Genomic DNA, 25,402 nt, shown 5'->3' on the forward strand with positions numbered 1-25,402 from the left:
CTTTGGATCGATCGATCACTGCCACAACAGTTACCAATCCGAGCGAACTGAGCGGGTAGGCGGATGGTGGCCGGACTTGCCTGGCCTCGCCACGATTGTTGGTGCCACATGGCCCCCTGTCGGCGATCTCATCCGGATCTCGCGTCCAATAGGCGACTGGCGCGCACTGCGAGACGAGACACTTGCTTGGTCCGCCGGCAGTGGGATTACCGTAGTGATGCTTGCGCGAGCGATTCCCGATGCCAACGACACATTGGGCCAGGCAGTAGCAGCCTTACTGGCGACTGTGCGTCTGGGCGAGCGGGGCAGCTCCGCTGTCGACACCATCAGTGTGGAACGGGCCGAAGCATCAATCGGGACCAGCCATGACTGGACGTCGAACGCCTGGCCGGTTGCTGTTGCGCCTACTCGTTGCCGAGCTCAGCGAGTTGTAGCGCCGTCCGCGCTACGGATGTAGTCGGGCGCGGCGCGTTGCGGGAAGTGGCCGGAGGCTAGGGAATCATAGGCTGCAATGCTCACACCGATCATCTCAGTGATCCCGATTCGGCGGCTTCGATCTCGGCCAGCGCGGTCCTGATCTCGTATTCCAGCTCGTAGATGGCCTCGTACTTCATCGCTAGTGCCTGCAGCCCGAATTCCGCTCCGTACTCCTGCATTATGTCATTGTCGGCTTTGCCAGAACGCACCGCACCGTCCGGGGCGATGGAGAGGTCCCAGGGTAAGCTCGCAGCCTTTTCGGCCGCCGTCCGGATCCTGGCTGCATTGCGCTCGATCTGCCGGAAGTAGTCTTCCGCCTTGCGCGCTGCTGCGGAAAACTCGTCCCCTTCCCGTAGACCTATTTGTTGTTCGAACGCTGCGCGATTCCTGGCGTATGTGGCGGCAGAGCTGTCGAAGAAGTCGACCGAGTGTTCGACCCTTTGCTGCACACCCGACACGATTGCTTTCATCAACGTCGATGCCATGGTCATGGCTGTCAGCACCCGCTGCACGGCATCGAAGTTCCAACTGAGCACCATCGGTACAGTCACGTTAGCCTTCATCAGCCCTCCAGCATGGCGATACTGCGGACCAGTCGGACGGCACCTTCACTATCGCCAAATTCGTATTCATCTGTGATCGTAAACAGGTCGCCGTATTTTGCCGCGACCGGGCATCGGGGAAGTGATACGTACGGTCGTCCGCATTTCGACTGGTCCCTCAGAATACCGAGTGGAGCGGGAGGGCGTATTCCTACTGATGGGGGTACAGCGAAGGACCTACCAGAAGGGATGCCGTCGATCGAGATCGTGCCGAGCGCGGAGTCAAAGCCACCGTGCTATGTCCTGGTCCTCGGCGTCCGCGTTCGCCAATGCGGGAAGCACCCGTCCCTGTTCGAGTCCAACCTTCCTATGCCGCCACGGTTGCGAAATCCGGCTTCGAGGGGAAAGGGGCAAAGATCGCCATTCCCAATCTCAAGACCAGGTCAGCGTCGAGGTCCCGCGTATTATTCCGATCGGCAATCCATGCGGTCCGGGCGCGGTCGAAACCAATCCTAGTCATTGGGCTAGCTCCGGCTACGTTATTCGGTAATGGTAAGAGTCACCACCGGGATTACTCGCGATGTCTTCGCCTGATAGTCGGCGAAACCTGGCATTACCTCGACCATCGCCGTATACAAGCGGTCACGCTCAGGCCCGTCCGGGATGGCGGTGGCGATGGCTTCGAACTTCTCTGTGCCGATCTCGATCGTAACCTTTGGGTCAGTGCGGAGATTGTAGTACCAGTCCGGATTGGTGGAGGTGCCGGCATTGGAAGCCGTGATGACAATGCGGTCGTCGTCGCGAATAAAGGCAAGAGGATTGGTGCGGGGAAGCTGGGATTTAGCGCCGGTAGTAGTGAGTAGGAGAAGGTCGTGCCCTGCGAAAGGGCCGCCCACCCTGCCTTGGTTTGCACGGAATTCGTCGATGATGGCAGAGTTCCAGTCAGCCATATTCAGCTCCTTCAATTGCGTGGGGCCGTGTCGGAGCTAGCAATGGTAGTCGCCAGCTGTAAGGGATTTTTCCGGTTCGACCGGCATCATTTGCTGGATTGGTAGAGCCGTTCTGCTCGGCCGTACACTCCCTTCGTCGAGTGCCGCGCCAACTGGTCATTTGGCTTGGACCGGAAGGGGAGACGTTCACATCGGCAGACTACGTCCCGGTCGGACCATGCAGACGGAGCCGACCTTCCCGCTGCTGAAGAGGACGTAGCGGGGGCACACACTCACCAATCTTCTGGCTGCCGAACCCACGGTGGTCGCTAATCCGCTCGCAACACAGACGGACTGGATGATTGCGATTTGGCGCATGCAGCAGCTACCGATGTCGGGACGCTACCTAACACGCGATTCTCGGAGAAAACGTCTCGCTTACGGCTCATCACCGCAGCGGGCAATCGACGGCAAGAAGGTGATGCATGATGACCCGAAAGTCGAGGGCTTCGGAGCATGGTCCACTCAGCGTGGCTGATATCGCAGCCCAACCCGGAGGGTTGCTCGCGCTGAGTCGGCGGGTGCGTGAATTGCGATCCATCGGAATGGATCACGCGGCTGCCACGATCGAACGAGAGATGGCCGAACTGGGCCTGCCAGAACCGTGAAGGGTGTTCATGCCCTATCAACGTTGCTTCGGTCGACTGGCGACAGCCGAGGCGACATCGCCTCGCCGCTCCGCTGGGACGAACGCTGCGATATCGGCGCGGGAATTGATCATCAGCTTCTGGAAGATCGAAACCATCTGAGCGTTCACCGTTTTGAACGAACTGCCGCGGCGCGCAGCGATGGCGGTGTTGGTCCAGCCTGCTGCTGCGAGGATGGCGACATCCTGCTCGGCCACCGACAGCTCATGCCACGGCGAAGGACGGTGTCGACGGACCGGGTGATCCACCTCGAGTTCGTCGAGCACCAATGTTCCCAACGCCAGGCGAGCCACTTCGTCGTGTTCGGGGTGCAGCAGTGAACCTTCCCGTTCAGCAACGGCATAGTCGGCGGCTCCAAGCACGCTTCTGGCAGTGGCCACCGCCTCATCGGTCTCGGTCGCGAACGGTGCGAGATTGGCGAGGTTGACGCCCAGTTTCCGCCGCAGCGTCGCGACCCCCCCGATCAGCTGAGCGATTTCCGTCGCCCACGCCTTCGCGTGACCGAGGCGCGCCTGCTCGGCTTGCGCACGCGCAACCATGCGCGCCAACGTCCAGGTCCGTATGTGTATGGCCCACAACGCACCCCACTGATCATGCATGACCAGCTGGTTTGCCAACGCAGTGCGTCCGACTGCCAATGCCTCGTTCGGATCACCGTGCTTGGTCAGGGCGATTGTCCATGCCAGTTCGGCCCAGGATTTTGCCCAACCCGCTCCGGAGGCGGCGGCGTTGTCGAGGTGACGGCGCGCGATATCGAGTGCCTGGGCCGACGTGCCGAGGAACCCCGCGGCCAGCGCCTCGAACAACTCGCTCATCGCAGTGCCCCCGAGATCGCCTCGGGCAGCGAATTTTTCGCGCGATCGCGCGAATACCGTGACCGCACGCGGGTCCTGCTGCACCAGCAACAGTTCGCTGCCGCAGGCAAATTCCACCGGTGCTGGAAGACCCAGCTCTGATTCGGGGGTGAGCCGCCAGTCGAAACCGGCCGCAGCATCGGGGAGGCTCGCGGCGACGCACGCGTCGAGCATTCGATCGGCATCCTCGTGTACGCCCTGACACCTACTGATCCAGCTGATCAACGCCATCGCCGTGATCTGCAATTCAAGCGGTGCCGACTCCTGATCTCTGGTGGCGGCGAGCGTCCGCTCGGCCCAGCGACGGCTCTCGCGCAGAGAGCCCCTGAAAAACGGCGCTCGCAAGGCAATCAAACCGATCGCGATTTCCAACCCGATCGCAGCGTCGCCGGGTGTGGCGAGACTGCCGTCGATCGCGCTGTGCAGGTTGCCCCAGGAGGCGCGGGCCCAGTCCAGCAGCTCCTGTTCGGCTGGGCTGTACCAATTAGCCTGTGCTTCGAGTACTTTGTCGCGGTAATAACGGCGATGTCGGGCGGTTAGTTGCACCCATTCTTGGCCGCCCTCACGTTCGCACAGGCGTTGTTGGGCGAAGACACGAAAGCTCTCGAGCAGCGAGTACCGCACGGTGGTCGCGCTCATATGTACCGTAACCAACGACTGGGCCGCCAAGCGTTCCAGCAGATCCTCGACCTCGTCGCGGGCGATCCGCACCGCCGGGTCGCCGGTGTCGTCGAGGTCCGCGCACACGCCCTCGATAGCCGCCAATTCGGCGCCCACCTCCAGTAACGATGGGCTGCTGTCGTCCGGATCGATGTCGTAACCGGCCGCGAATACCGACATCCGCTCGAACAGCAGCCGCTCCTTGTCCCTGCACAGATCGAAGGACCAGGCAATGACATCGCGGATGCCACGGTGCCGTTCGTCGGCGCCAACGCGTGGGCCGTTGGACCATCGCAGCCTGCGATCGGTCGCCTCCCCGCTGAGGTCCTGGAGGATCCGCGAGAGCGGCTGCCGCAATAGGCGAGCCGCGGCCAGTCTGATATAGAGAGGATGGTTGTGCACGTGGCGACATATCGCCTCGGCCAGCTCCAGTTGATCGTCTGCGACAGGGAGCCCGGTCAATTCGGCCCGGGCGCGGAACAACGCCAGCGCCTGCTCCCGTGGCAACGATGGCACCGCCACCAGTTGTTCGTCGACCCAGCCGATCGCTTCGCGACTGGTCGCCACCACGGTGAGGTGCGGGACCGCGGCGAGCAGATCCGCGATCAACTGACCGGCCCCGGCTAGCACGTGCTCGCAGTTGTCCATCACCAGCACGCTCTGCAATTTGCGGCCCACGGCGTCGGTACGGGTCAGGGTGTCGACCAGCGCGGCCCACGCCGAGCGTCCCGAGAAGTCGGCGTCCACGATCGCCTGCGCAAGTTCGTCCTCTACCTCGGACGCATCGCTGTCTTTCGCCAACCGGGCCAAACGGACCCAGTAGACCGGAACCCGCCGCGCCCGGTGATATCGCTGGACAGCCTCTGTGGCGAGGCGAGTCTTACCGATACCGCCCGAACCGATCAGCGTGATCAGCCGCGTCCCGTTCAACAGCAGCGCCGCGATCTTTGCCAGCTCCCGTTCTCGGCCGACGAAATCGCTGGTCGACGCTGGAAGCGAACCAGTATCCAGTGAAGGTCGAACCGTCACAACATGCAGCTTAGCCGCCGCGCTGGTTGGCAGCACCCGATGTGTGGCACCTGCTTATCGCATCATCCTAGCTATTCACGAGCTCCGAACAAGCCATTAGTGAGTTCACGTCGGAAGGATCCAACATGCGACGAGTACAGGTACTAGGGGCCGGTGAATGTGGTCTGCCATTGGCCCATCAACTGCTGCGCGGTGGCGTCGCGGTTAACCTGGTGACCGACCGCACCGTCGAGGCGGTGCTGTCTGGCTCGGTGACCAGCACCCAAATCAAGTTTCCGGCCACCTTGGATCTCGAATTTAACGCGGGCCTCGGTGTTTGGCGTGCCACCGCGCCGGCCATCCTGGGCATTCGGTTCACCATGGTGGTCGATGCCGAGCCTGCTCTCGGGTGGGCCGGACGGTTCAGCCGACCGGCACAGAGTGTGGACCAGCGGACGGTTTTCGCCCGCTGGCTTACCGACTATGTTGTCGCAGGCGGACATCTCGACGTGACCAACCTGACGTTGGCCGACCTCGGTCGACGAACCGCGGAGTACGACCTCACCGTCGTCACCAGGGCGTCGGGCGAACTCGCCGCGTGCTTCCCGGATGATTCGGCGTGGACGGTTCCGGCCGAGCCGATGCGCAGGCTGGCAGTGCTGTATCTCGATGACGTACAGCCCGATCCGGACGATCTCGGTACCTATATCGCCTTGCCCGGACACGGAGAGATCATCTCCTACCCTGGACTCACCGGTCCGCCCGGACACGAGCGGCGGTGCGAGATGATGCTCATCGAGGCGCTGCCGAACGGCGGACTGGACATCTTCTCTACGAACAGCAGCGCCGTCGAGCGGTTGCGACAGGCCAAGAAACTCTTCGCGCGATATCTACCGGCCGCACTTGCCGACCGGTACCGCCACGCCGAACTGACCGACGGTGGTGCAACGCTCGTCGGCGCGGTGCTACCACGCATGCGTAAACCGGTGGGGACTTTGCCGTCCGGTGTACCACTGCTAGGCGGCGGCGACGTTGTGTGCCGCATGGATCCCGGCGGTGCGCAAGGCGCCAACAACGCCGTGCACTGTGCGTTCGCCTACAGCGAGGCGATTCTGAGTAACGCGACGAGCGGCTACGACCGGACTTGGATGGCACAGGCGGCACAGCCGTGGCTCACCAATGTCGCGACTCCCGCAGCGCGGTGGACGATGGCTGTGCTCGACCCGCCACCATCAGTGCAGGCATTGATGCAGGCGGCTCAAAGCGATGTTGCGCTGGCCGACGCCTTTGCCGAAACCTTTGCGCGGCCCGCAGACATGGCTCGATTCGTGACGGGCATCCGGCAGTGACTGGGGCTTAGTTCCACCTCGTTGCTCCGCTTGGGGTGGCACCTGCGGGGTGAACTGCGAAGTTCCACGGGAGCGCGGTCAGCGCCCGATGGAACGGACCGAGTCGGCAGCCCCGTCATAGACGGTTTCCGCGAGCCGAGTTCTGGCAGGTCGCCGAGTAAGGTGGTCGATGGCCTGATCGATTGGATCCCTCGCGGATCTAGCTGGAGGAGTGCGGGCCACTGCCCAGGCGAGACTCGACCTATTGCCGGTGTGGTCGTCCGCACTGAGCGACGGATTCATGCGGAGGCGTATATGCGCAATCGGTTCATGTTCCGTTCGGCCCCTTAGTAGGCGGAGTAGACGTTATCGATTGATCCATAATTATGTGCCGCATAATTACAAGCGGCAGAAATGTTGGCGATCGGATCGTAAATGTCCCACGAAGTGCCTTCCACGTGGTATGCGGCGAATGTTTGGTCTATAACCTGCAAGAGCCCTTTCGAAGGGGTTCCACGCGCCGCATTGCTGTCCCAGAGGTTAATTGCGCGAGGATCGCCTCCGGATTCGCGGATGACATTTCGATGGATTCCGTCAAAGCTGCCTGGAATGCCATGCTGATGCAGGATATTTAGTGCTGCAAGTATCCACCCCTCGAGGGTGTCGGGAAATTGCTGCCGGGCGGGCAGGTGGGAGTGCTCGGTGGGGATGATCGTCAGCCCCCTTCCTGCTGTTCTGTCCACCACCTCCGGAGGTCCAAGTTGGTTGGTGGCCTTGATCGCCGATAGCGTGGTAGCTGGTCGGGGCTCAACGGCTGTTCGTGGTTCGGCAGCGCAGACTCCAGGACTTGTAGTGCCTATAGCGGTAACTAGAGTGACCGCGACCGTTCGAGCAAAACGAGCCGCCGAGCCCGGTGTGCGGTGCATATGAGTTGAATGGTCAAGATATATCGAGAGCATGATTCTTCCGTATTTCTATATGATCCTGAGTAAATCGGTAGACCGGAGCTTTGGTGATTCGCGCATGTTTTAACGTCTCTCCTCCGGCGTCTACCTCGAGGAGTTGTAGCGCTACCGCTCCGGAGCTATCGAGCACGTATGTCGCGTGGAGCGGGTAACCCGCCATTCCGGAGGTGGCTCGAAAGCTGGACGATATCTGGATGTTCTATGTGCAGAATGCCTGACCGAATCAAGTCGCCAGGTGCGTGGGGTAGTACGATGTCGTGGCGTCCCATGTCACATAGCGGCACCGCACCCACGCGATTAGGCCAGCGGCGACGCTGTGCCCGCAAACAGAATTACTGTCGCGGAACCATCTTCGTGCCTTCAGCGTATGTGCATTCTCAGTGCTGGGAATGCGGTGAGCGTTCTCGCCTTTCGACCACCTGGACGTGCTCACTTGCCCGAAATCGGCGCTAGAGCCCGGCATCGACAGACGTTCCACTATCCTCGCAACTTGGGCTTGTTTCATTCTCGGGGCATTAATGCCGTTGGCCGACCACCGGTCGAGCTACGGCTGCGACGGTGAGTCATCTGATCATCGATCGCGCCGACGGCATCGGCGAAGGCTTGCAACATATTCAGGGCCAACGCCCACCCCCCCGCCACGCTGCCAGCGCCGGAACAGTCCGTAGATCGTCTGCAACTGCTTGTAGCGCGCCGGCACGTCCCGTCACGGTATGCCGGTGCGGGTCCGCCACCGGATCCCGCCGATGAGCTCTACTTCGGCGGACTGCCCGTCTTCACGCCACGGGGCAGCAACGGTGCCAACCGTGCCTATTAAACCTCGGTCAGATCCGCGCTCCCCGCGACCGATACGCCGGTAGTGTCAAGGTCTCCTGATCCCCGCGACTCGGCAGTGTTTCAAAGTAGTTCGTGTCAGCCGGTCTGCCGATCCAAAAGATTCGCTCTACCTGCTTCCGGTCGGCGTTGAAGGTCCTCGTCGTTGGCTTCCCGGAGCCCGGCTCGGTGACGCTGATCGTGGTGTCGACCGTGGAGGACACGTGTTGCGGACAATCGTACTGGTGCTCCACAGTGGCCTATCTGCTGAAAAGCCCACCGAGCTCACGAAGCAAGACGAGGCAATTGGATAGATTCGACTGGATCCCGGTGTGGGCTCTTGCTGGACGGCTGCTGTGGTGCTCCTTGCCCTGCCGCAGCTGGGTCGACGCCGCACACCCGCGCAGATTTCACTTGCCTTTCACTTGCCGCCGTCCGGCGGCTGATTACGCTTTTTCGTGGCCTGTTAGATGTTCATGCAGCGTTGGACGCCACGGAGCGCAGGGTCGTGCCATCGCAGAGTTCCGACGGGCGCCACGAAGTCGTCACGTACTGGTGGAAGATCTACCACGAAACCGCTCTGCGATCGACCGCAGGTGTGGGTCGCCGAGACGTGGGCGTTCTTAGCCGTCGAACTCGGAATCAACCGACTCCACCAAAACCACTCCGTCGCGACCAGATTCGATTTGCAGTCCGCTACGTTACCGCGCCGCACATCACCGCCGTCAATCGGCGAGCTACGCTGACCCGACTGTCAAGCACTCCCTAATCAAGGTATTGATCGCAATCGGACGGCGGTGGCAGGAGGATCTCACCGCACCACCATCGTTGGTACGCACAGTCTGAAGTCGAAGGGAAGAGTGGTTGGCGGCACCGACTTTTGGTGTCTTCGCTGCTCCTGGGACGGTTTTGGCTCCGGTACGTACAGTCGCCGGGCCTGCCGGGGTTATGGCCGTTCTGGGGTCGTACATGATTCGTCGGGCAGGTTAGATCGGAGGAGACAGCTCGAATGCCTTGTCCGGGGGCCGCATTGGTGTCAGTCGGGCCGAGCACATGGGTGATCTGCACCAAACTGGCGATGATGACGATGCTCAGCGTTGCAAGCGCGCGTTGATGTTTGTTCATTCGCATGTGACACTTCCATAGCCTGGCGGAAATTGAGGGGAGACGCTGGCAGGCCAAGTCGCTTCGGGGAGAGGTGAGGCTTGGCATCAGCCATGATGGTCCGTTCTCTCGGGCGGGTAGGTGGCCAGGCCGCGCGACCGATTGAAGCGCGGTCACCGCGGTGCCAGTTGCTACCTAGAGGTCAAAGGACCGCCGGCCCGTTTTTCGAATCGAGCCGAGCGACATAGACCTCTAGCCTAAGAGGCGAGGTACCGCGGACGTTCCCACCTCTGGGATTGGCGACGCGGTGTTGTGACGGTCCGTTCCAGGATGGTGGTTCTGAGGCGGAGAACCGCAGCTTGTGGCGCTGTAGTGAGTGCCCTTGCACGCAGCCGCCAGTGGAGCAGCAGTTCTCGTGGGCGCGGGCGCCGTCCCGGCCGCCGGGTCGTGATTCGCGCACAGCACAACCGACATTGTCTGGTCGATCGTCCAGGATCGTCGTCAACGATCGTCACGCGTGGCGAAGCGAGCGAGGCTGGAGAAGCCCGGGCTATACCCTTGGTCGAGTGAGAATCGGGCGGGCCGAGGACAACTCCTCATGTGTGTTCAATTGCCTGCCACCGGTGGAATCGAAATAGGCTTCAGCTGGACGAGCTTTAGCGCGACAACCAACGAAGTCCTCGACCGCTGACCCGTTTCTGGTGCGGGGTGCAGCACTGATTTGGATGGGTACCAAGCATGTCCGGTTCACGCGGCCACACCGATATTCCAGGTGGAGCGGGTGCCTTCCTCGGAAGGCGCACGGAGTTACGCGAGATCGAATCGCTGCTGCTCTCCGGAAGCTGTACACGCCTACTCACCCTGGTCGGACCGGGTGGGATCGGCAAGACGAGGCTGGCGGTGGAGGCACTGCGCAACATACGCGATTCCGCTCAGTGCGCCGTGCATTGGTCTCGGTTGGCTCGGTTGGCTCCAGGCGCCGATACCGGCGCCATCGCTGAAGAGGTGGTGCGGTCGGCCGTGAAGGCTGACATCGCGGGCCGCTCGGCATGGGACACGCTGCTGGCTGCGTTCGGTGACGAAGGCGAGCTGCGGTCGCCCGCGCGAAGGGTGGTTCTGCTTATGGACAATTGCGAGCACTTACTCGAAGGCGTGGTTCCGCTTATTGCCGATCTGCTTGAAGCGCTACCCGGCCTTACCGTTATGGCAACTAGCAGGGAACCACTCGGCTGGGCTGATGAGCGCATCGTTGTTGTGCCGCCGTTGACGCCCACGCAGGCGCTTGAACTGTTCCGATACGGCGCCGAACTCACGGGGCGGCCTATTCCCGAAGATCCTGAGCAGCGTGCCATTGCTGAACAGATCTGTCGTCATGTCGACAACAATCCACTATTCATCCGTTTGGCCGCGGCCCGACTGAGATACCGGCCGCCTGCCGTGCTTCTGCGTGAGCTCACCGGTGATCGGGATGACCAACGTCTGCATTGGTCGCACAGTGTCAGCCTGGGCGCGGAAGAACGCCACAGCGGGGTCCGTGATGTCCTTGCGTGGTCGTACCTGCTGTGCACCGATGGTGAGCGGATTCTACTGGCTCGGTTGTCGGTGTTCGCGGCGGGCTTCGAAACCGAAGCTGTCGAAACACGTGCTAGCGGAGCGGAATTCGATGCGATTGTTGCCGTGTGCGCTGATCATGCACTGTCGGCGTCATCTGTAGAGGAGATGCTAGAACGCCTTGTCGACCGGTCATTGGTGAGGACCAGCATCCGCGGCACAAAGGTGCGATACTTCCTGCCGGAAAGCGTCCGTGTGTTCGCTGCAGAGCGCCTCCGTGACCACCGCGGAGGATCAGACGAGCGGCAGCTGCGGGCTCGTCACCGCCGCTACTACCGGGACCGGGTCGTAGCGGGCCATACCGTCTGGTACGGGCCGGACGAACAGCACTGGATCGACTGGGCCCGTGCCGCGGCGGACAACATCCTCCTTGGGATCGAGACCGGCCTCACCGACCCGGCCGAAGCCGTTATTGCCCTGGAAACCGCGACGATACTTATGTCGTTGCGGTTTCCATACGGAGCGAGTCGCGCGATCACGACGCTGACCGAGCAAGCCTTGGAGGTGACGCGCGACACCGCCAAGATGCGCACCGGGCTCTGGGTCACTGCCGCAGCGTTCATCGGATGGATCGCGCTGTGGCAGGGCAAGCACACGTACACCGCTCAGCTGTTGGACGAGTGCGTTGCAGTGTGGGTCACCGATTCGATGCTGCACCGAGATTGGCGAGGCAGGGCGGACCGCGACATTGGCCTGCCCGCTACCGTTGAGCTCACCTGGGGACTGGAGTTGATGGCGATCCACCTCGATCCTAGGGCGCTCGATGTGTTGGCGCGGGCCCGCCGGAAGTTCGCCGCCGTGGGTGACCGGCTCGGCGAAGACCGGAGCGAACTGTTCGAAGCGTTGGCGTGTTCGGTCGTCGGCGAGCCGGAACGAGCGCTCGCGCTGTCGGAGCAGCACCTCCACCATGCCCGCGCCTCCGGTGCCGGGTTCGCGATTTCCTGGGCGGAACTAGCAGTGGTGCTTGCGCAATCCCGTCACGGTGACCGGCACGAAGCCCTGCGTCTGGGGCGTGTTGTGCTGGAACGGTTGGTTGCTATCGGCGACCGGCAGACAGCGGGTTGGCTGATTCATTACTGCATGATGGCTCGCACTTACATCCTCGCCGATCAGTTGGCGACAGTGACGGGGGATCCCGACGAGGTGAGGATCGCCGCGACGGAGATAGCGACGCTGCAAGGCGGTATCGCAACCCTGCACCGGTCGCTGGGGCTCGCCACCGACAAGGTGCCTCTGGCCGCCGGTGAGACCCGACAGGCAATCGAGGTGGCCACTCTGGTATTAGGCGAGGAGGGCTATGAAGCGGCCGCCCGGCGCGGGGCGGGATTGCGTCCGGAACGTGATGAGCTGCAATTATTCGCCCTCGGCAGACACAAGATCGATGAAACGCCGACTGGTCGCCGTGCCGCCCAACCCATTAATTCCCGATGGGAGGAACTCTCACCCGCGGAGCGCGAGGTCGCGCTGTTGGCTGCGGCGGGCTGGCCGAACAGCGCTATCGCCACCCGACGGGGCAGTTCCATCCGCACGGTCGATGCTCAAGTGGCGAGCATCCGTACGAAGCTGATGATCACCGCCCGCTCGGACATCATCTCGCACATCCCGGATGAGCTCGACGGGCTAGTCCAACACGAATCCGAGCGACGGCCCGCACGTAAATAGTCCGCCTGCTGATGATGGGCGACTCGTTGATCGCACCAGTGATTGAGCCATCGGCGGACATTGACGCAGCCTTGAGCGGCCAAGCCAGAGGTGACCGATCTGTGTCGGAGTCGGGGAGGGGCAGTTTCCACCGATTCTCAACCGGCACTCCTGGCTCGGCCTTGTGGCGAAGGCATCGCCGATTACTACGATGTCGCATCCCCAGGTGTGGGAATAGACTACGACTTCGCCTTACGGTTGATGGTGATTGAGCCTGCGGTGGTTCGGCGTGCAGGCTAGTGGGTGAATCGCTTCGTCATCGTGGTGTTTCCCTCAAGGCGATCGTGCAGGACACCATGCCGAATCTCGCCGCCGCTGATCATGATCGAGGATCAGAGTCACGAGTTGGTGACACATTCGAACGGGCACTTAGTTGATCGTCACCGGATCGGCGTTCTGCACCATGGTCGCCGGACTGCGCTGCCTGCGGTCCGCACGCAAGCCGGTTCGGTTTTCTGACTGACATCTAAGTTGCCCATTTCCGTAAGCAGGGGCAGCGCGCAGCATGCATCTACCCTCGCGTTGTTAGGGATCATGAATGTGCTTGCCGGAGTGAGGCCCCCGGATTGACGCGCTGCCGTCGTCGAGCGTAGAGAATTCCCAATGGTGGGGGTCCATGAGGAGTCGACACCCATGCCAGAACACTTGACACTTTCGATGCGGACGATCGCGCGAACCCTCGGCCTGGCGGTGCCGGACGAGTCTTCGGGCGTATCGGCACCTACCGTTGGTCGCCAACACCACTCCGGGTCCCTCCTCGGGAGGGACCACCGTGGCCGCGACACTGGCATCCTGAGGAACTACGACCTCTCCGCGCTCCCGCCGGAAGAACGTCGCTCACAGCGGCAAACCCAAAGCCGAAGTGGTGCACCTGATCTCCGAGGCAGTTATGGGGAAGCTTGGGATACGTGCCCCGGCTTCTGTACCTGCCCCATGGTTGAGGCAAAATCGACCGGTCGCGGTCACGATTACCCAACGGCCGCAGACGCAATGAGATGCGCCCCCGGACACGAGCGATCCGCCCGGGGGCGCCTTTGCGTTTTCGTACGGGGTCCCCAGCGTCAGCGATAGTGCACTTGTTGAACGAGCCGTTGCATAGCGGTATGGTCGGTGTTGTCATTGATTCTCGATGTGCATCAAGCGGACCGGATCGGCCCGCCGGCTCGTCGTCGTCAGAGTTACTAAGCGGTTAGGGAAAGTTGATGATCCAATCGAATATTTCTGAACGTGTCCCGCGTATCCGCGTTCGCGTCGCGGTCGCTGCGGCGATCGCATTTGCGCCGCTTGCCGTGCTCGCGGCTCCTGCGGCCGCCGAGCCGGCTTCGGCTAATAGCCAGGCACGCAGCGAAGGTTTGGATGACGTGCGAGGGCGCGGTGGATGGTGCCACCATGGTTGGAGCTATGACTGGCCGGGCCACGATCGCTGGGGGCGTGGGGGATCGGACCGCGGTGACGGGAGCCGTTATGGCGGGTGTCGCGGCTACGGCGGATTCCGGGGGACTCCATACGGTCTTGTTGTGCCGCTTCCGAGATCTGGAAGTGCGTTCTAACTCGGCGCGGGCTTCAACGGCACGTCGACCTGTCGACCGGTGCGCAAGGAACTCTCATGCGCCCGTGTCCGGTTTCCGGCAAGGCGACGAGGTGTACAGGTGGTAGCCGAACTATTGCGAATTCCTCGTGCCAACGCCTGCCTCGGTCCGCTCGCGGCGGTCGACGAATCGACGCACTTTGTCACCCGACTTGAGATGTCATCTATCGCGGGCGGCACTGCGGCTGTTTTCCCAACCTCTCACGGGTGGGAATCCGCTCTAGTTGAGTGTGCCGCTTCGTTGCTAGCCTCCCGGTGCGTGATCTTCGAACCGATCGTCGGCTAAGGACATCAGGCGGCGCTTCGCTGCTTCGGGTTGCCGCACGTCTTCGGCATAGCCCCGGGTGCACGTCGAACCGTGGCGCGCGAAGTATCGCTCGCAAGGCTGCCGGATAGCTCAGGACTGGACATGACAGATTTCACCGCCGACGAACGAGGTCCGGCGCATTGTGCAGGTACCGGTAGTTTTCGAACACGCGTGGGCCGATCGAGATGCGCCGCCGACCCGAAACGCTACCTGTGGGTCCTGGGTCTGATCGCTCCATGCTGCGCGCTGCTCCCCTCGCAGTTGGTGTTACATACCGATGCAACGGTGTTCTGGTGGATCGGTCCGATCATCATGCTCATCGTTATCCCGGTGCTGGACTGGGTGATCGGTGACGACGGCAGAAACCCGCGCGAGGAAGACTACGAGTTGCTCTCCAATGACCGGTACTACCGCTGGTGCACTTATCTGTTCCTGCCAATCCAGCTGACCGGGCTGTTCATCGCGGGCGCGATGTGGGCCGGTGACGAATTGAGCCTCGTGGACAAGCTGGGCCTGGCCGCCACGCTGGGCTTCGTCAGCGGTATCGGTATCAACGCAGCGCACGAACTCGGGCACCGGGTGGAGCATCTGGAGCGCTGGTTGGCCAAGATCGCGCTCGCCCAGTCGGGGTACGGTCACTTCTTCGTCGAGCACAACCGCGGCCACCACGTTCGGGTCGCCACTCCGGAGGATTCGGCGAGCGGCCGGTTGGGTGAGTCGCTGTGGGAGTTCTTGCCGCGAAGTATCAGTGGCGGTTTCCGTTCGGCGATCGCGCTTGAGCGGGAACGGCTCGCGCGCCGCGAGCTGGGCTGGTGGAGCGTGCACAACCATATCCTGCAGGCATGGTCGATGAGCCTGGCGCTGTTCGGAACGCTGGTCGCGCTGTTCGGCTGGGCGGTGCTGCCCTGGCTGGTGCTGCAAGCTGTGATCGGGTTCGGTCTGCTGGAGACGGTGAACTATGTCGAGCATTACGGTCTGCTGCGTGTGCGTAAATCGAACGGAAACTACGCGCGCTGTTCGCCTCGCGACAGCTGGAACAGCGACCGTCTGGTCACCAACATCTTTCTGTTCCACCTGCAGCGCCACAGCGATCACCACGCCAACCCGGGCCGCCGTTATCAGACGCTACGCGGCTCGACGCAGGCGCCGCAGTTGCCTGCCGGATACGCCACAATGATTGTGCTCGCCGCGATCCCGCCACTCTGGCGCGCGGTGATGAACGAGCGCGTGTTGGCGCATTACGGGGGCGACATAAGCTTGGCGAATATCCAGCCGCGCAAGCGCCGCAAGTACCTGGCCTGACACAACAGCTTTCGCTGTTGCCGACTAGGGTCCGAATGGGCTTCCCCGTAGTCCACCCGATCGCATGAAGAGCAGGACCTTCGGTAACGGCACGTCCGGTTCGGGGGCGGCGGCGGGTAACCGGCACCGGAAACGGTGCACGGCGCCCCGCCGACCCGACAATAGAACTCGACCGCCGAAGCACAGAATTGCTGTTCCAGGTCGTGTCCGAACGCGAAGAGAAGAACTCCGTCGCCATCGCCTCCGGCGAGAGCTGACGCGCACCTTCTTCCACCAGTGGTAAGAAGGCCAAACGGCCTTGACGACCGGGGATGCGAGGATCCGCAATATGGTGATCGTGATGCAGTGGAGTCCGAATAAGATGAAAATTTGAGACCCACCGGGGGACTCAGTTGATTGCACCTGACGTGCCACATCTCCAGCAATGGGAAATCGGCGATGCGGGTGCTGGCTGAGGTTGAATCTGTTGGTGCAACCAGGACGCTGAACCCAAACGAGACTTCGTGGTCAACTTCAAGATCCTGCTAGCGGTTACCTACCCGAAGTTTGCCTGATGGGGTACAGGACCGGTTGTGCGGCATAAAGTTTGGTAGTGGTCTACAAGTTGTCACTACCAGGTGATCAAAAGTTCCTCTGGCCCGCGGGTGAACATCCCTTTCTTCCACGGCACCGCACCGGTGGGGACTGCCAGTGTCAGTTCGGGAAACCGCTGGGGGAGCATGGTCAACAAGACCCGTAGTTGCATGCGCGCCAGCTGCGCACCGAGACAGTGGTGAGCGCCATGCCCGAATCCGAGATGTGGGTTGGGGGTTCGAGCCAAGTCGAGTTGGTCTGCAGCCGCGAACGCCGCCGGATCCCGGTTCGCGGAGATGTTCGACAGCACCACGGTGTCGCCTTCACGGATAGTGACGCCACCGATCTCCACATCGGCGGTCGCCACATATGGCATGAGAGTTCCCGCGGTCGGAGGGGCGAAGCGTACGAGTTCCTCGACCGCGGTGGGTACCAGCTCGGGATTGTCGCGCAGCTGACCGTAGTGACCGTTGGTGGTGAGTAGCAGAAACACCGAGATCGCCATTTGGTCGGCGACCGTCTCGAATCCCGCGAGCAGCAGAACCATTCCGAAGGAGACCAATTCGTCGTCGGTCAGTCTGTCCTCGTCGTCGTGGGCCCGTACCAGCGCACCGATGAGATCGTCGCTGGGATGCCGGTGCCGCCGTTCCACGAGAACGCGGACATAGTCGGCGAGGTTGACCGCTGCGGCGACGCCCTCCTCCGGGCTCACGCAGTTGATGTTGAGAAGCGTTCGAACCCAGTCCCGGAACGTTTCGCGGTCGGATTCCGAGACGCCTAGAAGGTCACCGGCGACGAGGGCCGGCAGTCGTCGCGCTACTTCGGACACGAAATCTGTTGGCCGCGGACCGGCCGCCAGGTTGTCCAGCAACTTTGCCAGAATCTTCTCGGCGCCATCCCGCAACCGCTCCACCCGGCGAACGGTGAATTCGCGCGCCACAAGAGCGCGTATTCGTGAATGGTGCGGTGAATCCATGGCTATGAGGGTCGAATTCGGCAGCGGGTTCGTGTCCGGCTCGGAGCGCGCGGCGATCATTGGCCTGCCGGGCTCAAAGGCCCGGGCTCGGCTGAAGCGGTGGTCTGTCAGGATTGCCCGAATGTCCTCGTAGCGCGTCACCAGCCATGCAATCCCCTCCGGAAGACGGACCGGCACAATCGGCGCCTCGCTTCGCAATCGCGCGAACTCCGGCTCAATGTCGAGACCCGGCTGCGGAGGGAACGGAAACGTCAACTGCGCGTCCCGGAGATTGCCTACGGGACAAAAAGTTTGGGCCCTCATCTCGGACATTCAGCCCTCCTCGTCAGGGAAGATCGTTCGCCCCACCGACGCCTCCACGATTCTTATCGCCCCGGCCGGGCAGCTCGTTGCCGCCAACATGACAGCTTCGTCCGGCGAACATTGCGATGCTGTGGGCCGCGAGCGGTTGTCCACCAGTTCGAATACACCTTTGGTTGCTCCAACACACAACCCGGAACCCAGGCATACCTCACGGTCGACTATCAACTCCCACTCACTCATCGCTATCGCCTCCAGTACGCCACGGTGTCAGGGCCGCTCGCGTCACGGACAGGCTCACGCAGGCCTCGACATTCGCAGCATACGTGCGGCAAACCACGACACTTCTCACTGATGGGGAACTCAGATCGTCCCGTCAGGGCCCGGTCGCGTGCAGCCAAAGCGCCGCCCGGCCTTCGATAGAACCCAAGAGGCTCGAAGCCCCCGGCTGACTGATCAGGCAGGTGAAAACGGCACCAGGACGGCGACGCCAGGCAGCCGGTAATGGCGCGGATGTAGCCGCGCGGAAAGGATGAAGGTGAGCTCGTCTTGGCGGCCGCGCCATTCATACCAATTGCCAGATCGGCCAGTGACGACCGGTAACCAGGTACGTCGAGCCTTGCCCTGTCCCGTCGCTTTTCCGTACTGGCCGGATTTTACATCCAATCTCCAATTCAGAGATCCAAACCTCGCCCCCCTCGGGCGTTCTTGTTCGATTCCCTGGATTTTCGATAGAAGTGCTCGAAGTTCTCTTCGGGCCTCTCCCAGGCGTCCTGGCATGCCTTCTGGGTGGCGGTCAACAATTCGGCGGCATGCAACGTTGACTTCTTCGCTCTGACGACGTCATATATCGCCTCAACTACCCGACGCTGCTTTGCTTCGCGCATGCGCTGATTTGCCGGACAGGTCATCTTTAGTCGCGATGTCATTTCACTCCGCATCATCCTGGATGCGAAGAATAGGTCCCATCCATTACCATCCTGACGGGAGGCGCCGTCTCTCGCGAGTCGGGCGTTGCCTTCCCGGACCGCCGCGACGTAATTCGAGAGCACGCCGAGCTAGACATTTTAAACCGGGCCGCGGTGTTCGCCCCACACGATCGGGGAGCACTACGCGGTCGAGAAAGCGTTGCTCGAAACCGGGGCCGACCCCACGAGTCCGAAGCCAGTGTTGACTCCATACCGGCTAGCGATCGAATTCACCAGCACGCACACTCGAAAGGAACTCGTCCCACTGGCCTGGAGTGAGGACCAGGGTAGGTCCCGTGCGATCCTTGGAATCCCGGACCGCGACGCGCCCATCGGGCACATTGGCAACCTCGACACAACCGTTCGACTCGCAGCCGCTTGCCACATGCCACATCAATTTCACTAGCTCAGCGATGGTGAGTTGCAAGTCGTACATGATCCAACCCTTCGATAGCTACTCTGTTGAACAGAGCGTTTAATGGATCGAGCGCCGGATCCTTGATCGACGATACGCCGGTCGGCCCATCGCCTGACCCCCATGGTTGGGAACATAGCTTGATTACGCTGCGCGCGTAGAGTTCCCCAGGTACATGCCTACGGCAATCCGCGCGGCTTCTCATAGTTGCAATCTCATATGAAAAAGCTTGAAAACCTTCTCGCCTGTCGGACGCTGGCCGGGCACGCTGAAGGCTGCCAGTGCGGTAAGGGCGATCCCGCAGTGTCACGGACGGGAACTGCTCTCGCGCCAGCGCAACTCAAGCACATGAGACGCGCGAGGGGAATGTTAGGAGTCCGCGGGGTTCACCGCCCTGGGGGTTCGTTCTGTTCTGGTGGGGCGGCTGGCCAGTGTGTTTCGACCTCTGTGTGTTCGACGGGTTCGAGAAACCGTCCGCCCGGGCGATCGGTGTGGTAGAACTCGACATCGGCTCCATAGAGTGGAGCGAGCTCGCGGATTTCGTGTCTGGTGACGGCGAATGAGCTGAATTTCGCGTCGACGTAGATCCCGTCCGAGGTGGCGTCGGCGACAACGCCGGAGTGGCTGATACCTCCTGCGGCATTTCGGTAGACGACGACATCTCCGGGTGCAACGGCGCTAACATCACTGATTCGTCTGAATCCATTATCAGCCAGGATACGATCGACTGATCGTCCACTCAACCATCCGGCTTCGCCGCTCGAGCTGAAGGTGTACCCATGACAGTTGAAGTGGGGGTCGATCGGACCCAGGGGATCTAGCCGATCCAGTTCGACCCCGGCGTCGACGCAATTGCGAAGCACTTCCACCAGCCCGGCTCGACTTGCATAGAGGTGAGGCCCATCCGGTGCCGCGGCGGTGGACTGCTGCCAAGTGGTGGGTGGAATCTCGGTTCCCGCGTCAGTGACGTGCATGCGCAGCGTCTTGGGCCCTGTCCGCCATCCCGCTCGGGCGATGTGCGTCGCGACGGACTCGTCCGGTGTCGGCACAGCCGCGCTGCCCGACCCGCCATGTGTCGGATGCACGTGTTTGGCACGATCGTCCCACTGCTGCCCCTGGCGGGCGATGTCGATGTCGGTTTCCACGAGTATGTTTCGCGTGCCGGTTATGCTACCGCCGATATGGCCGAGTTCCTGACCCAGAGCGCGCGTCGCCCTCGTGGCGTTTTCGGCGATGACACGTGTGAGCTCACCTAGTACGCGGATCAGGTCGAGCAATGGGATTGTGTCTCCGTAAAATCCGGACCACTGCCGCGATCCTTTGAATCCTGATGATTCGTCTGATCGACACTAGTGACCTCAGCACCGCTTGTCATTGCGATGGGGCCGCAAGAGCTTTGGCGGAGAAGCCGTCGATGTCGATGGGGAATCGGTGCCGAACTCTGCGCGTAGCAGAGGACAACTCGATCATTGACCTGTTTGGCATCGGACACTCCTCGGTAGCGCCGAACATTTTGCCACTCACGACGATGTCTTGTCAGAATTGGCGACACCACCTGGGCGCATGAACCGCCCGACCACCGGACGACAAGGGGCATCCTTCAAGCTGGCCGACCGGATCGGGCGCACCCCACACGGGATTGGAGGGTTAAGGTTCGCGAATCATGGCCCACATTGGGGGTTTCGGTCCTATGGGTAGATTGAAGGTGGCGCTCACCGTGAACCCGAATCGCTGGTAGAAACCGATGTTCTTTTCACGTGTGCACACCAGGTAGGCGGCAGTGTCCGGCGCAGCTGCGAGGCGGTCGGCGACGAGCCGGGCGGCATATCCCTGATTGCGGTGGCTGGCGGGTGTTGCGATGTTGGCCAGGTACCAGTGCAGTGGTGCGAGTGGGTGGTGATCGTCCAGTGTGCGACGTACAGCGATCGCAGCGGATGTCCTGGCGCGCAGGGCGGGTAACAGCGCTGGTAGGGCGCGCAGTGTGCGCGAGAATGGCTGATCCCACTGTCCCGGCGGATCCCACACCGCGACGCCACCGAGGTCGCCGTGCTGGTCGGTAGCTATCTGTACACCCCCTCCCGGCAAGTGGAAGTGCCGCAGGGACGCGGCGAAGTAGCGCGGTAGCGCACCGTGGCGTCTGTTCTGGTCGGGCCAGATGCACGACATGACTGGATCGTCGGCGAAGCCTTCGGCCAGGACACGTACGCAGGCATCGATGTGGGCAGGTGTGGCAATGCAGGTGGTGATTGGCACGACGAGATCTCCTGAGCGGCTGGCCTATTGGCGTCAATGGCGTCGGCAGGCGATTGTTCGGTCGGCGCACCTACGTGTCTGGTGGCTTGTCGGTGTTCGGGTAGATCAGGCTCAGCGCGAGGGTTTGCGACACTTCAGGGTCGATCAGCCACGTGTTGAAGTTTATGGTCAGCCAGCCGTCCTGGCCGACCCAGTTGTCGGCGCCGAACCCGGGTCGGATGCGGAAGGTGTCTTGCACGCTTCCGGTCTCCAGTGCCGCCTTCACCATTGCGGGCACGCGCCGCTGATCGTCGGGATGTACGCCAGGCGTTGCGCCTGTTGATACGCCGTGTCCGAAGCCGGGGGCGAGTGCCGACAGCCATTTGACGATGCACGTGCTCGGCCAGCGTGCGTCGAGCACGAAGCCGTACATCCCTTGTGCGCTGACGGCTGCCTTCGCCATGCTCATATCGAGCATGTCAATGCGTAGCTGTCGCGGATCGACCGTGTCGGTGATGTCTCGGCACACGACCCGTAGCCGTGGACCTGCCTCGGTCTTGACGCAGCGCTCCGCATAGAGCAGTAAGCCTGGCCGGCCCGAACTGGTGCGGATGATCACGGTGCCGGTTGCGGCGTGGCCAGGTTCGGCAGTCAGTATTGCTTCCCACATCCGCACCAGATCGGCTAGCCGTTCGACGCGGGTGAAGAAGTCGACGGGCCCATAGGCGTGCGAAGGGCGGTCACGCTGACGCTCAGGCACTTCCAGGATGTCGAGTAACTCGGGCGTCGCATGCAAACGTGGTGGCCCGTCATTGACATCGAGCTCCCACTGGTAGGCGGCAGTGGCAGCGGTCGGGTGTTCTGGTTTCGGGCCATACAGGATCTGCACGCCGCTGACTGCGTTGTCTGGGCCAACTACTGGATAGGCGGCATACACCCGCCCGGTTGCGTTGCCTTCCCGTCCGGAACGCACGGTGCTAACCCTTGATTTCACAACGTCTTGAACCAGACGTTGCATGAGCATGCCCTCGGCTCCGCGGAACACATTCGTTATCCGTGCGTCGCGGGCCTGGCTCGCTGCCCAGACCACCCGTGGATCGGATCCGATGGTCTCGATCAGCACCTCGTCGTGTGCTCGCTCCACGGGTGCCCCCTCAGCGCGTTCGGAGTTTCGCTGGCGTCAAAATAGCAAATGACCAGTTGGCGGGGCGATGGTTCCGCTCATACTGAGCCCGCTCTCGTGGACTGTGGAATGCTGGCGGGCGTGCGCATTTGGCTTCCGTTCATGGGTCCGTTCGCTCGCCAGCTGGGATTCCCATCTGGATGGTGGGGACGCCGGATCACCAACGGCCTCAACATCTTTAACAGGCGGGTGATGGAGGGCTCGGTCGCGGCGCTCAAGGCGTCTTCGGGTGAGACCGTCGCTGACATCGGCTTTGGTGGCGGTCACGTACTTGCGATCCTGCTCGATCAGGTAGGAGCACATGGACGCGTCTATGGCATTGATATCTCTCCAACTATGATCGCCCAGGCGCAGAGACGATTCGAAGAGTTCATCAGCACGGATCGATTGCGGTTGGTTGAAGCGCCGATGCGGAAGCTGCCCTTCGGCGACGCCATCCTCGATGGTGTCGTGACCGTGAACACGATCTATTACATCTCAGACGAAGAACTTGCCGCGTCGTTCACGGAACTGGCGCGTGTGCTGCGACCCGGGGGTCGGCTGGTGGTCGGCGCTGCAGATCCTGCCTTTGTCCAAGCCACGCCCTGGCGTGACGGTCTGATAAATCGACCACCCACTGAGGTCATCGCCCTCATCGAGGGGGCCGGGTTCGTCGTGCACGAAGACCTACGGATCGGCGAGTCTGAGCGTGCATTCCACGTCTACGTCGCCGCGCTGGTGGAAAGAGGCAACAACTAAGTGGGGCGGGCATGGCCACCTTCCGTGCCCCCGAGTTCGACGGTCGAACAGGCCGTCGCCGAAATCGCCGCATCTCCTAGGCGTCCAGCAAGCTGGGCGGCGCTATCGCGGTACACACGTTGTCGTCGTCGGTCCCGGACCTGATGTGCGAGGGCCGGGTAGGCGAAATAGCCTGTGTGCCCGGTATTCCGGTGGATGTGTGGCTCGACGTGCCGTTATCGAAGGCGCTTTCGGCCCGACGCAGCCTCGCGTGCTTCGTCTGCGGCCGGGTCATCTGCGAGGCCCGGGTCGCTGGTAGCGTGGGTGCGGAAGGCTCGCCCGAAAACACTCTCGACACCCATGCCGTAGGACCAGCACACAGGAGTTGCGCAATCATCGAAAAGCGAAGGCAGCGAGAATAATCCGTCCACGACTTCAGGCATCGCTGGGCTCCTTTGCTTACATCGCGGACACACGGCCCGCATCGATGTGGGGAGGGCTGCGCGACGAATCCGAGGTCGACGTCGCGATGGAATCGCCGTGCGAGAGTTGACTGGCTGGGCCCGGCGTCGCTGCGTGCGACCCGGTGGGCGTCACTGCTTCGCGGAGGTGATCCGGGGTGCCGGAGGGTTCGCGGTCCCGCAGGGGCGTAGCGGTTGGGGATAGCGGTACACCCACAACCCGCGCGCACCGTCGTGGATGGCGTTGGCGGCGCTCGGGCGCTGGCGGGCTCCGCCTTTGGCACCGCGGGATGTCCGGACTCGTTCGAACCCATCGAACCGGTACAGGTTTCCGGAAGTGCCGGGCAGGCTGGTGCTCGCCAGCGCGGCTATCTGCGGTTGCCCGCACAACTCGGCGCTGCGGGCATCCCAGCCCGGGTAGGCACCGAGCCACAGCGGCGCGAGATAGTCCCGTGCGATGCGCAGTACAGCACGCAAACAGTGCTGGTCCCGGCGGTGCGGGCTGCGAGCGATTCTGGCGAGGTCGATCGTGTTATACCGGTGCCAGCCGCGCACCTTGGACACGCTCGAGTTGATCGTGCTGGCCAGTACCACCGCGGCCGCGGGTCGGCCACGGTCTTCCATGACGAAAGCCATGCTGCCGAAGGGCCTGCGGTAGGGCTTGCCGATGGGGTGTTGGTCGTCGGCCAGGTGCTGCGGATGCTGCCACCGGATCAATAATTGGGACACCTCGACGATCTCGACCTGGTAGAACGCCACCACAGGTGAGAACCGCAACGTCAACTGGCGGCTCATTGCTGCGGTGGCGCTGCGGTGCCAGCAGCTTCGGCGATGATCTCGGCCATGGACAGGTCACGGCTCCCCTCGAAACTCGACTGCCCACGCCGAGTTTCCAAATGGGCTCATCAATAGCCAGGCGGCGGTTCGTCCAGCCGCTGCGTCGCATCCTGTTGAGCATGCTCCACCTCGTCGTGCCAGCCGTACTCTCCAAACCAGCGTTCAAGTCCGGGGCCTGCGATCTCTGCGCGTTGGAAGTCGTGGACTGGATCACCGTGACGCCACTGTGCGCGGTCGACGAGACCGGAATCGACCTGTGGAAACGGATTACGTCGGGTATCTCGGTTGCCGGGACTTCGATCCGCCTCACAGCATCTGCGCGGAGGAGAGTCTGCTGCCATGTTCTGCGATCGTCGATTCGGAACCCGATCTTGTTTCGGCAGCGTGCACAAGCGATATTCGCCCCCCCGGAGCCCATAATGCCGAGACAGCCGAGATCGTCGTCTGTGTTGACGAGCAACACCGTGTCGCGGGTATCGCCGGGACTCAGTACATACTGCGCACCCTCCGGCCCCAGATAGCGCCGCCCGTCCGCCGGACGTAATCGATCGGTGGATATGTGTGTACGGCGAAGGTGCCCACTATCATCCGCGCCGGTAGAAGCTCCCTGATTTGGTGCGGAAGTTCGGGCAACTCCCGGTCGCTACGCCATGGGACTTCGCGAAGCGGGACGCTTACCGGCACGTCGCACCCGACGCATACGAAGGCCCACATCATGCCACCATCGGCCAAAGTCCTCAGCCGCGCAACTATGGGTTACCCTTGGCGGGAAGGGTTGCCTCTGCCAGAGGTAGCGCCCACCCATTCGAGGGCCGCAGATCAACTCGTATCGGAATCACTCGTC

General features: G+C 62.2%; 15 protein-coding genes and 1 pseudogene. 5 read left to right on the plus strand and 11 right to left on the minus strand.

What is annotated here, in order from left to right:
* Positions 1-524: 524 nt before the first annotated feature.
* The 3 genes from KV110_RS17590 to KV110_RS17600 all read right to left on the minus strand — a co-directional run bounded on the left by KV110_RS17590 (position 525) and on the right by KV110_RS17600 (position 5,198).
* Positions 525-1,040 carry a hypothetical protein gene (locus KV110_RS17590; protein WP_218477348.1) on the minus strand — a complete coding sequence of 172 codons (516 nt, stop codon included), beginning with the start codon at positions 1,038-1,040 and terminating at the stop codon, positions 525-527.
* Between the two features lie 518 nt (positions 1,041-1,558).
* The gene (locus tag KV110_RS17595) at positions 1,559-1,969 is read right to left on the minus strand and encodes a nitroreductase family deazaflavin-dependent oxidoreductase (protein ID WP_218477349.1); all 411 of its coding nucleotides are present in this window, start codon (positions 1,967-1,969) and stop codon (positions 1,559-1,561) included.
* Positions 1,970-2,633: 664 nt separating this feature from the next.
* Entirely contained in the window at positions 2,634-5,198 is a 2,565-nt protein-coding gene (locus KV110_RS17600; RefSeq protein ID WP_218477350.1) for a helix-turn-helix transcriptional regulator, read from the minus strand.
* A gap of 125 nt (positions 5,199-5,323) precedes the next feature.
* Here KV110_RS17600 and KV110_RS17605 point away from each other — a divergent pair, with 125 nt between their 5' ends.
* The gene (locus KV110_RS17605; protein ID WP_218477351.1) at positions 5,324-6,526 is read left to right on the plus strand and encodes a styrene monooxygenase/indole monooxygenase family protein; all 1,203 of its coding nucleotides are present in this window, start codon (positions 5,324-5,326) and stop codon (positions 6,524-6,526) included.
* A gap of 326 nt (positions 6,527-6,852) precedes the next feature.
* Here the strand turns inward: KV110_RS17605 and KV110_RS17610 are convergent, their stop codons facing one another.
* Positions 6,853-7,251 (minus strand): transglycosylase SLT domain-containing protein, encoded by a 399-nt coding sequence (locus tag KV110_RS17610; protein ID WP_423710132.1) that lies wholly within the window; start codon positions 7,249-7,251, stop codon positions 6,853-6,855.
* A gap of 2,874 nt (positions 7,252-10,125) precedes the next feature.
* On the opposite strand from KV110_RS17610, the gene KV110_RS17615 reads away from it, so the two are divergent.
* The 3 genes and pseudogenes from KV110_RS17615 to KV110_RS17625 form a co-directional block, all read left to right on the plus strand.
* Positions 10,126-12,660, plus strand: a complete 2,535-nt coding sequence (locus tag KV110_RS17615) for an ATP-binding protein (protein WP_218477352.1) — start codon at positions 10,126-10,128, stop codon at positions 12,658-12,660.
* A 2,036-nt stretch (positions 12,661-14,696) separates the two neighbouring features.
* Positions 14,697-15,896: an alkane 1-monooxygenase gene (locus tag KV110_RS17620; RefSeq protein WP_218477353.1), complete on the plus strand. Its 1,200-nt coding sequence runs from the start codon at positions 14,697-14,699 to the stop codon at positions 15,894-15,896.
* A gap of 161 nt (positions 15,897-16,057) precedes the next feature.
* Positions 16,058-16,150, plus strand: a pseudogene (locus KV110_RS17625) (IS21-like element helper ATPase IstB); the annotation flags it as partial.
* A 356-nt stretch (positions 16,151-16,506) separates the two neighbouring features.
* On the opposite strand, the gene KV110_RS17630 reads toward KV110_RS17625, so the two are convergent.
* The 6 genes from KV110_RS17630 to KV110_RS17655 form a co-directional block, all read right to left on the minus strand.
* Positions 16,507-17,445 carry a cytochrome P450 gene (locus KV110_RS17630; RefSeq protein WP_218477355.1) on the minus strand — a complete coding sequence of 313 codons (939 nt, stop codon included), beginning with the start codon at positions 17,443-17,445 and terminating at the stop codon, positions 16,507-16,509.
* Positions 17,446-17,757: 312 nt separating this feature from the next.
* Positions 17,758-17,988: a ferredoxin gene (locus KV110_RS17635; protein ID WP_246634606.1), complete on the minus strand. Its 231-nt coding sequence runs from the start codon at positions 17,986-17,988 to the stop codon at positions 17,758-17,760.
* A gap of 942 nt (positions 17,989-18,930) precedes the next feature.
* Complete coding sequence (locus tag KV110_RS17640) at positions 18,931-19,149, minus strand: DUF397 domain-containing protein (RefSeq protein WP_343224188.1); 219 nt, start codon at positions 19,147-19,149, stop codon at positions 18,931-18,933.
* 365 nt (positions 19,150-19,514) lie between these two features.
* Complete coding sequence (locus KV110_RS17645; RefSeq protein ID WP_218477357.1) at positions 19,515-20,405, minus strand: hypothetical protein; 891 nt, start codon at positions 20,403-20,405, stop codon at positions 19,515-19,517.
* Between the two features lie 370 nt (positions 20,406-20,775).
* Positions 20,776-21,381, minus strand: a complete 606-nt coding sequence (locus KV110_RS17650) for a GNAT family N-acetyltransferase (protein ID WP_246634607.1) — start codon at positions 21,379-21,381, stop codon at positions 20,776-20,778.
* A 70-nt stretch (positions 21,382-21,451) separates the two neighbouring features.
* A complete protein-coding gene (locus KV110_RS17655) occupies positions 21,452-22,504 on the minus strand; it encodes a GAF domain-containing protein (protein WP_218477358.1) in 1,053 nt (350 codons plus the stop codon).
* 108 nt (positions 22,505-22,612) lie between these two features.
* Here KV110_RS17655 and KV110_RS17660 point away from each other — a divergent pair, with 108 nt between their 5' ends.
* Positions 22,613-23,281: a class I SAM-dependent methyltransferase gene (locus KV110_RS17660; protein ID WP_218477359.1), complete on the plus strand. Its 669-nt coding sequence runs from the start codon at positions 22,613-22,615 to the stop codon at positions 23,279-23,281.
* Between the two features lie 572 nt (positions 23,282-23,853).
* On the opposite strand, the gene KV110_RS17665 is transcribed toward KV110_RS17660, so the two are convergent.
* Complete coding sequence (locus KV110_RS17665) at positions 23,854-24,504, minus strand: hypothetical protein (protein ID WP_218477360.1); 651 nt, start codon at positions 24,502-24,504, stop codon at positions 23,854-23,856.
* Positions 24,505-25,402: the final 898 nt, after the last annotated feature.

This window comes from Nocardia iowensis (genome assembly GCF_019222765.1).
Lineage (GTDB): Bacteria > Actinomycetota > Actinomycetes > Mycobacteriales > Mycobacteriaceae > Nocardia > Nocardia iowensis.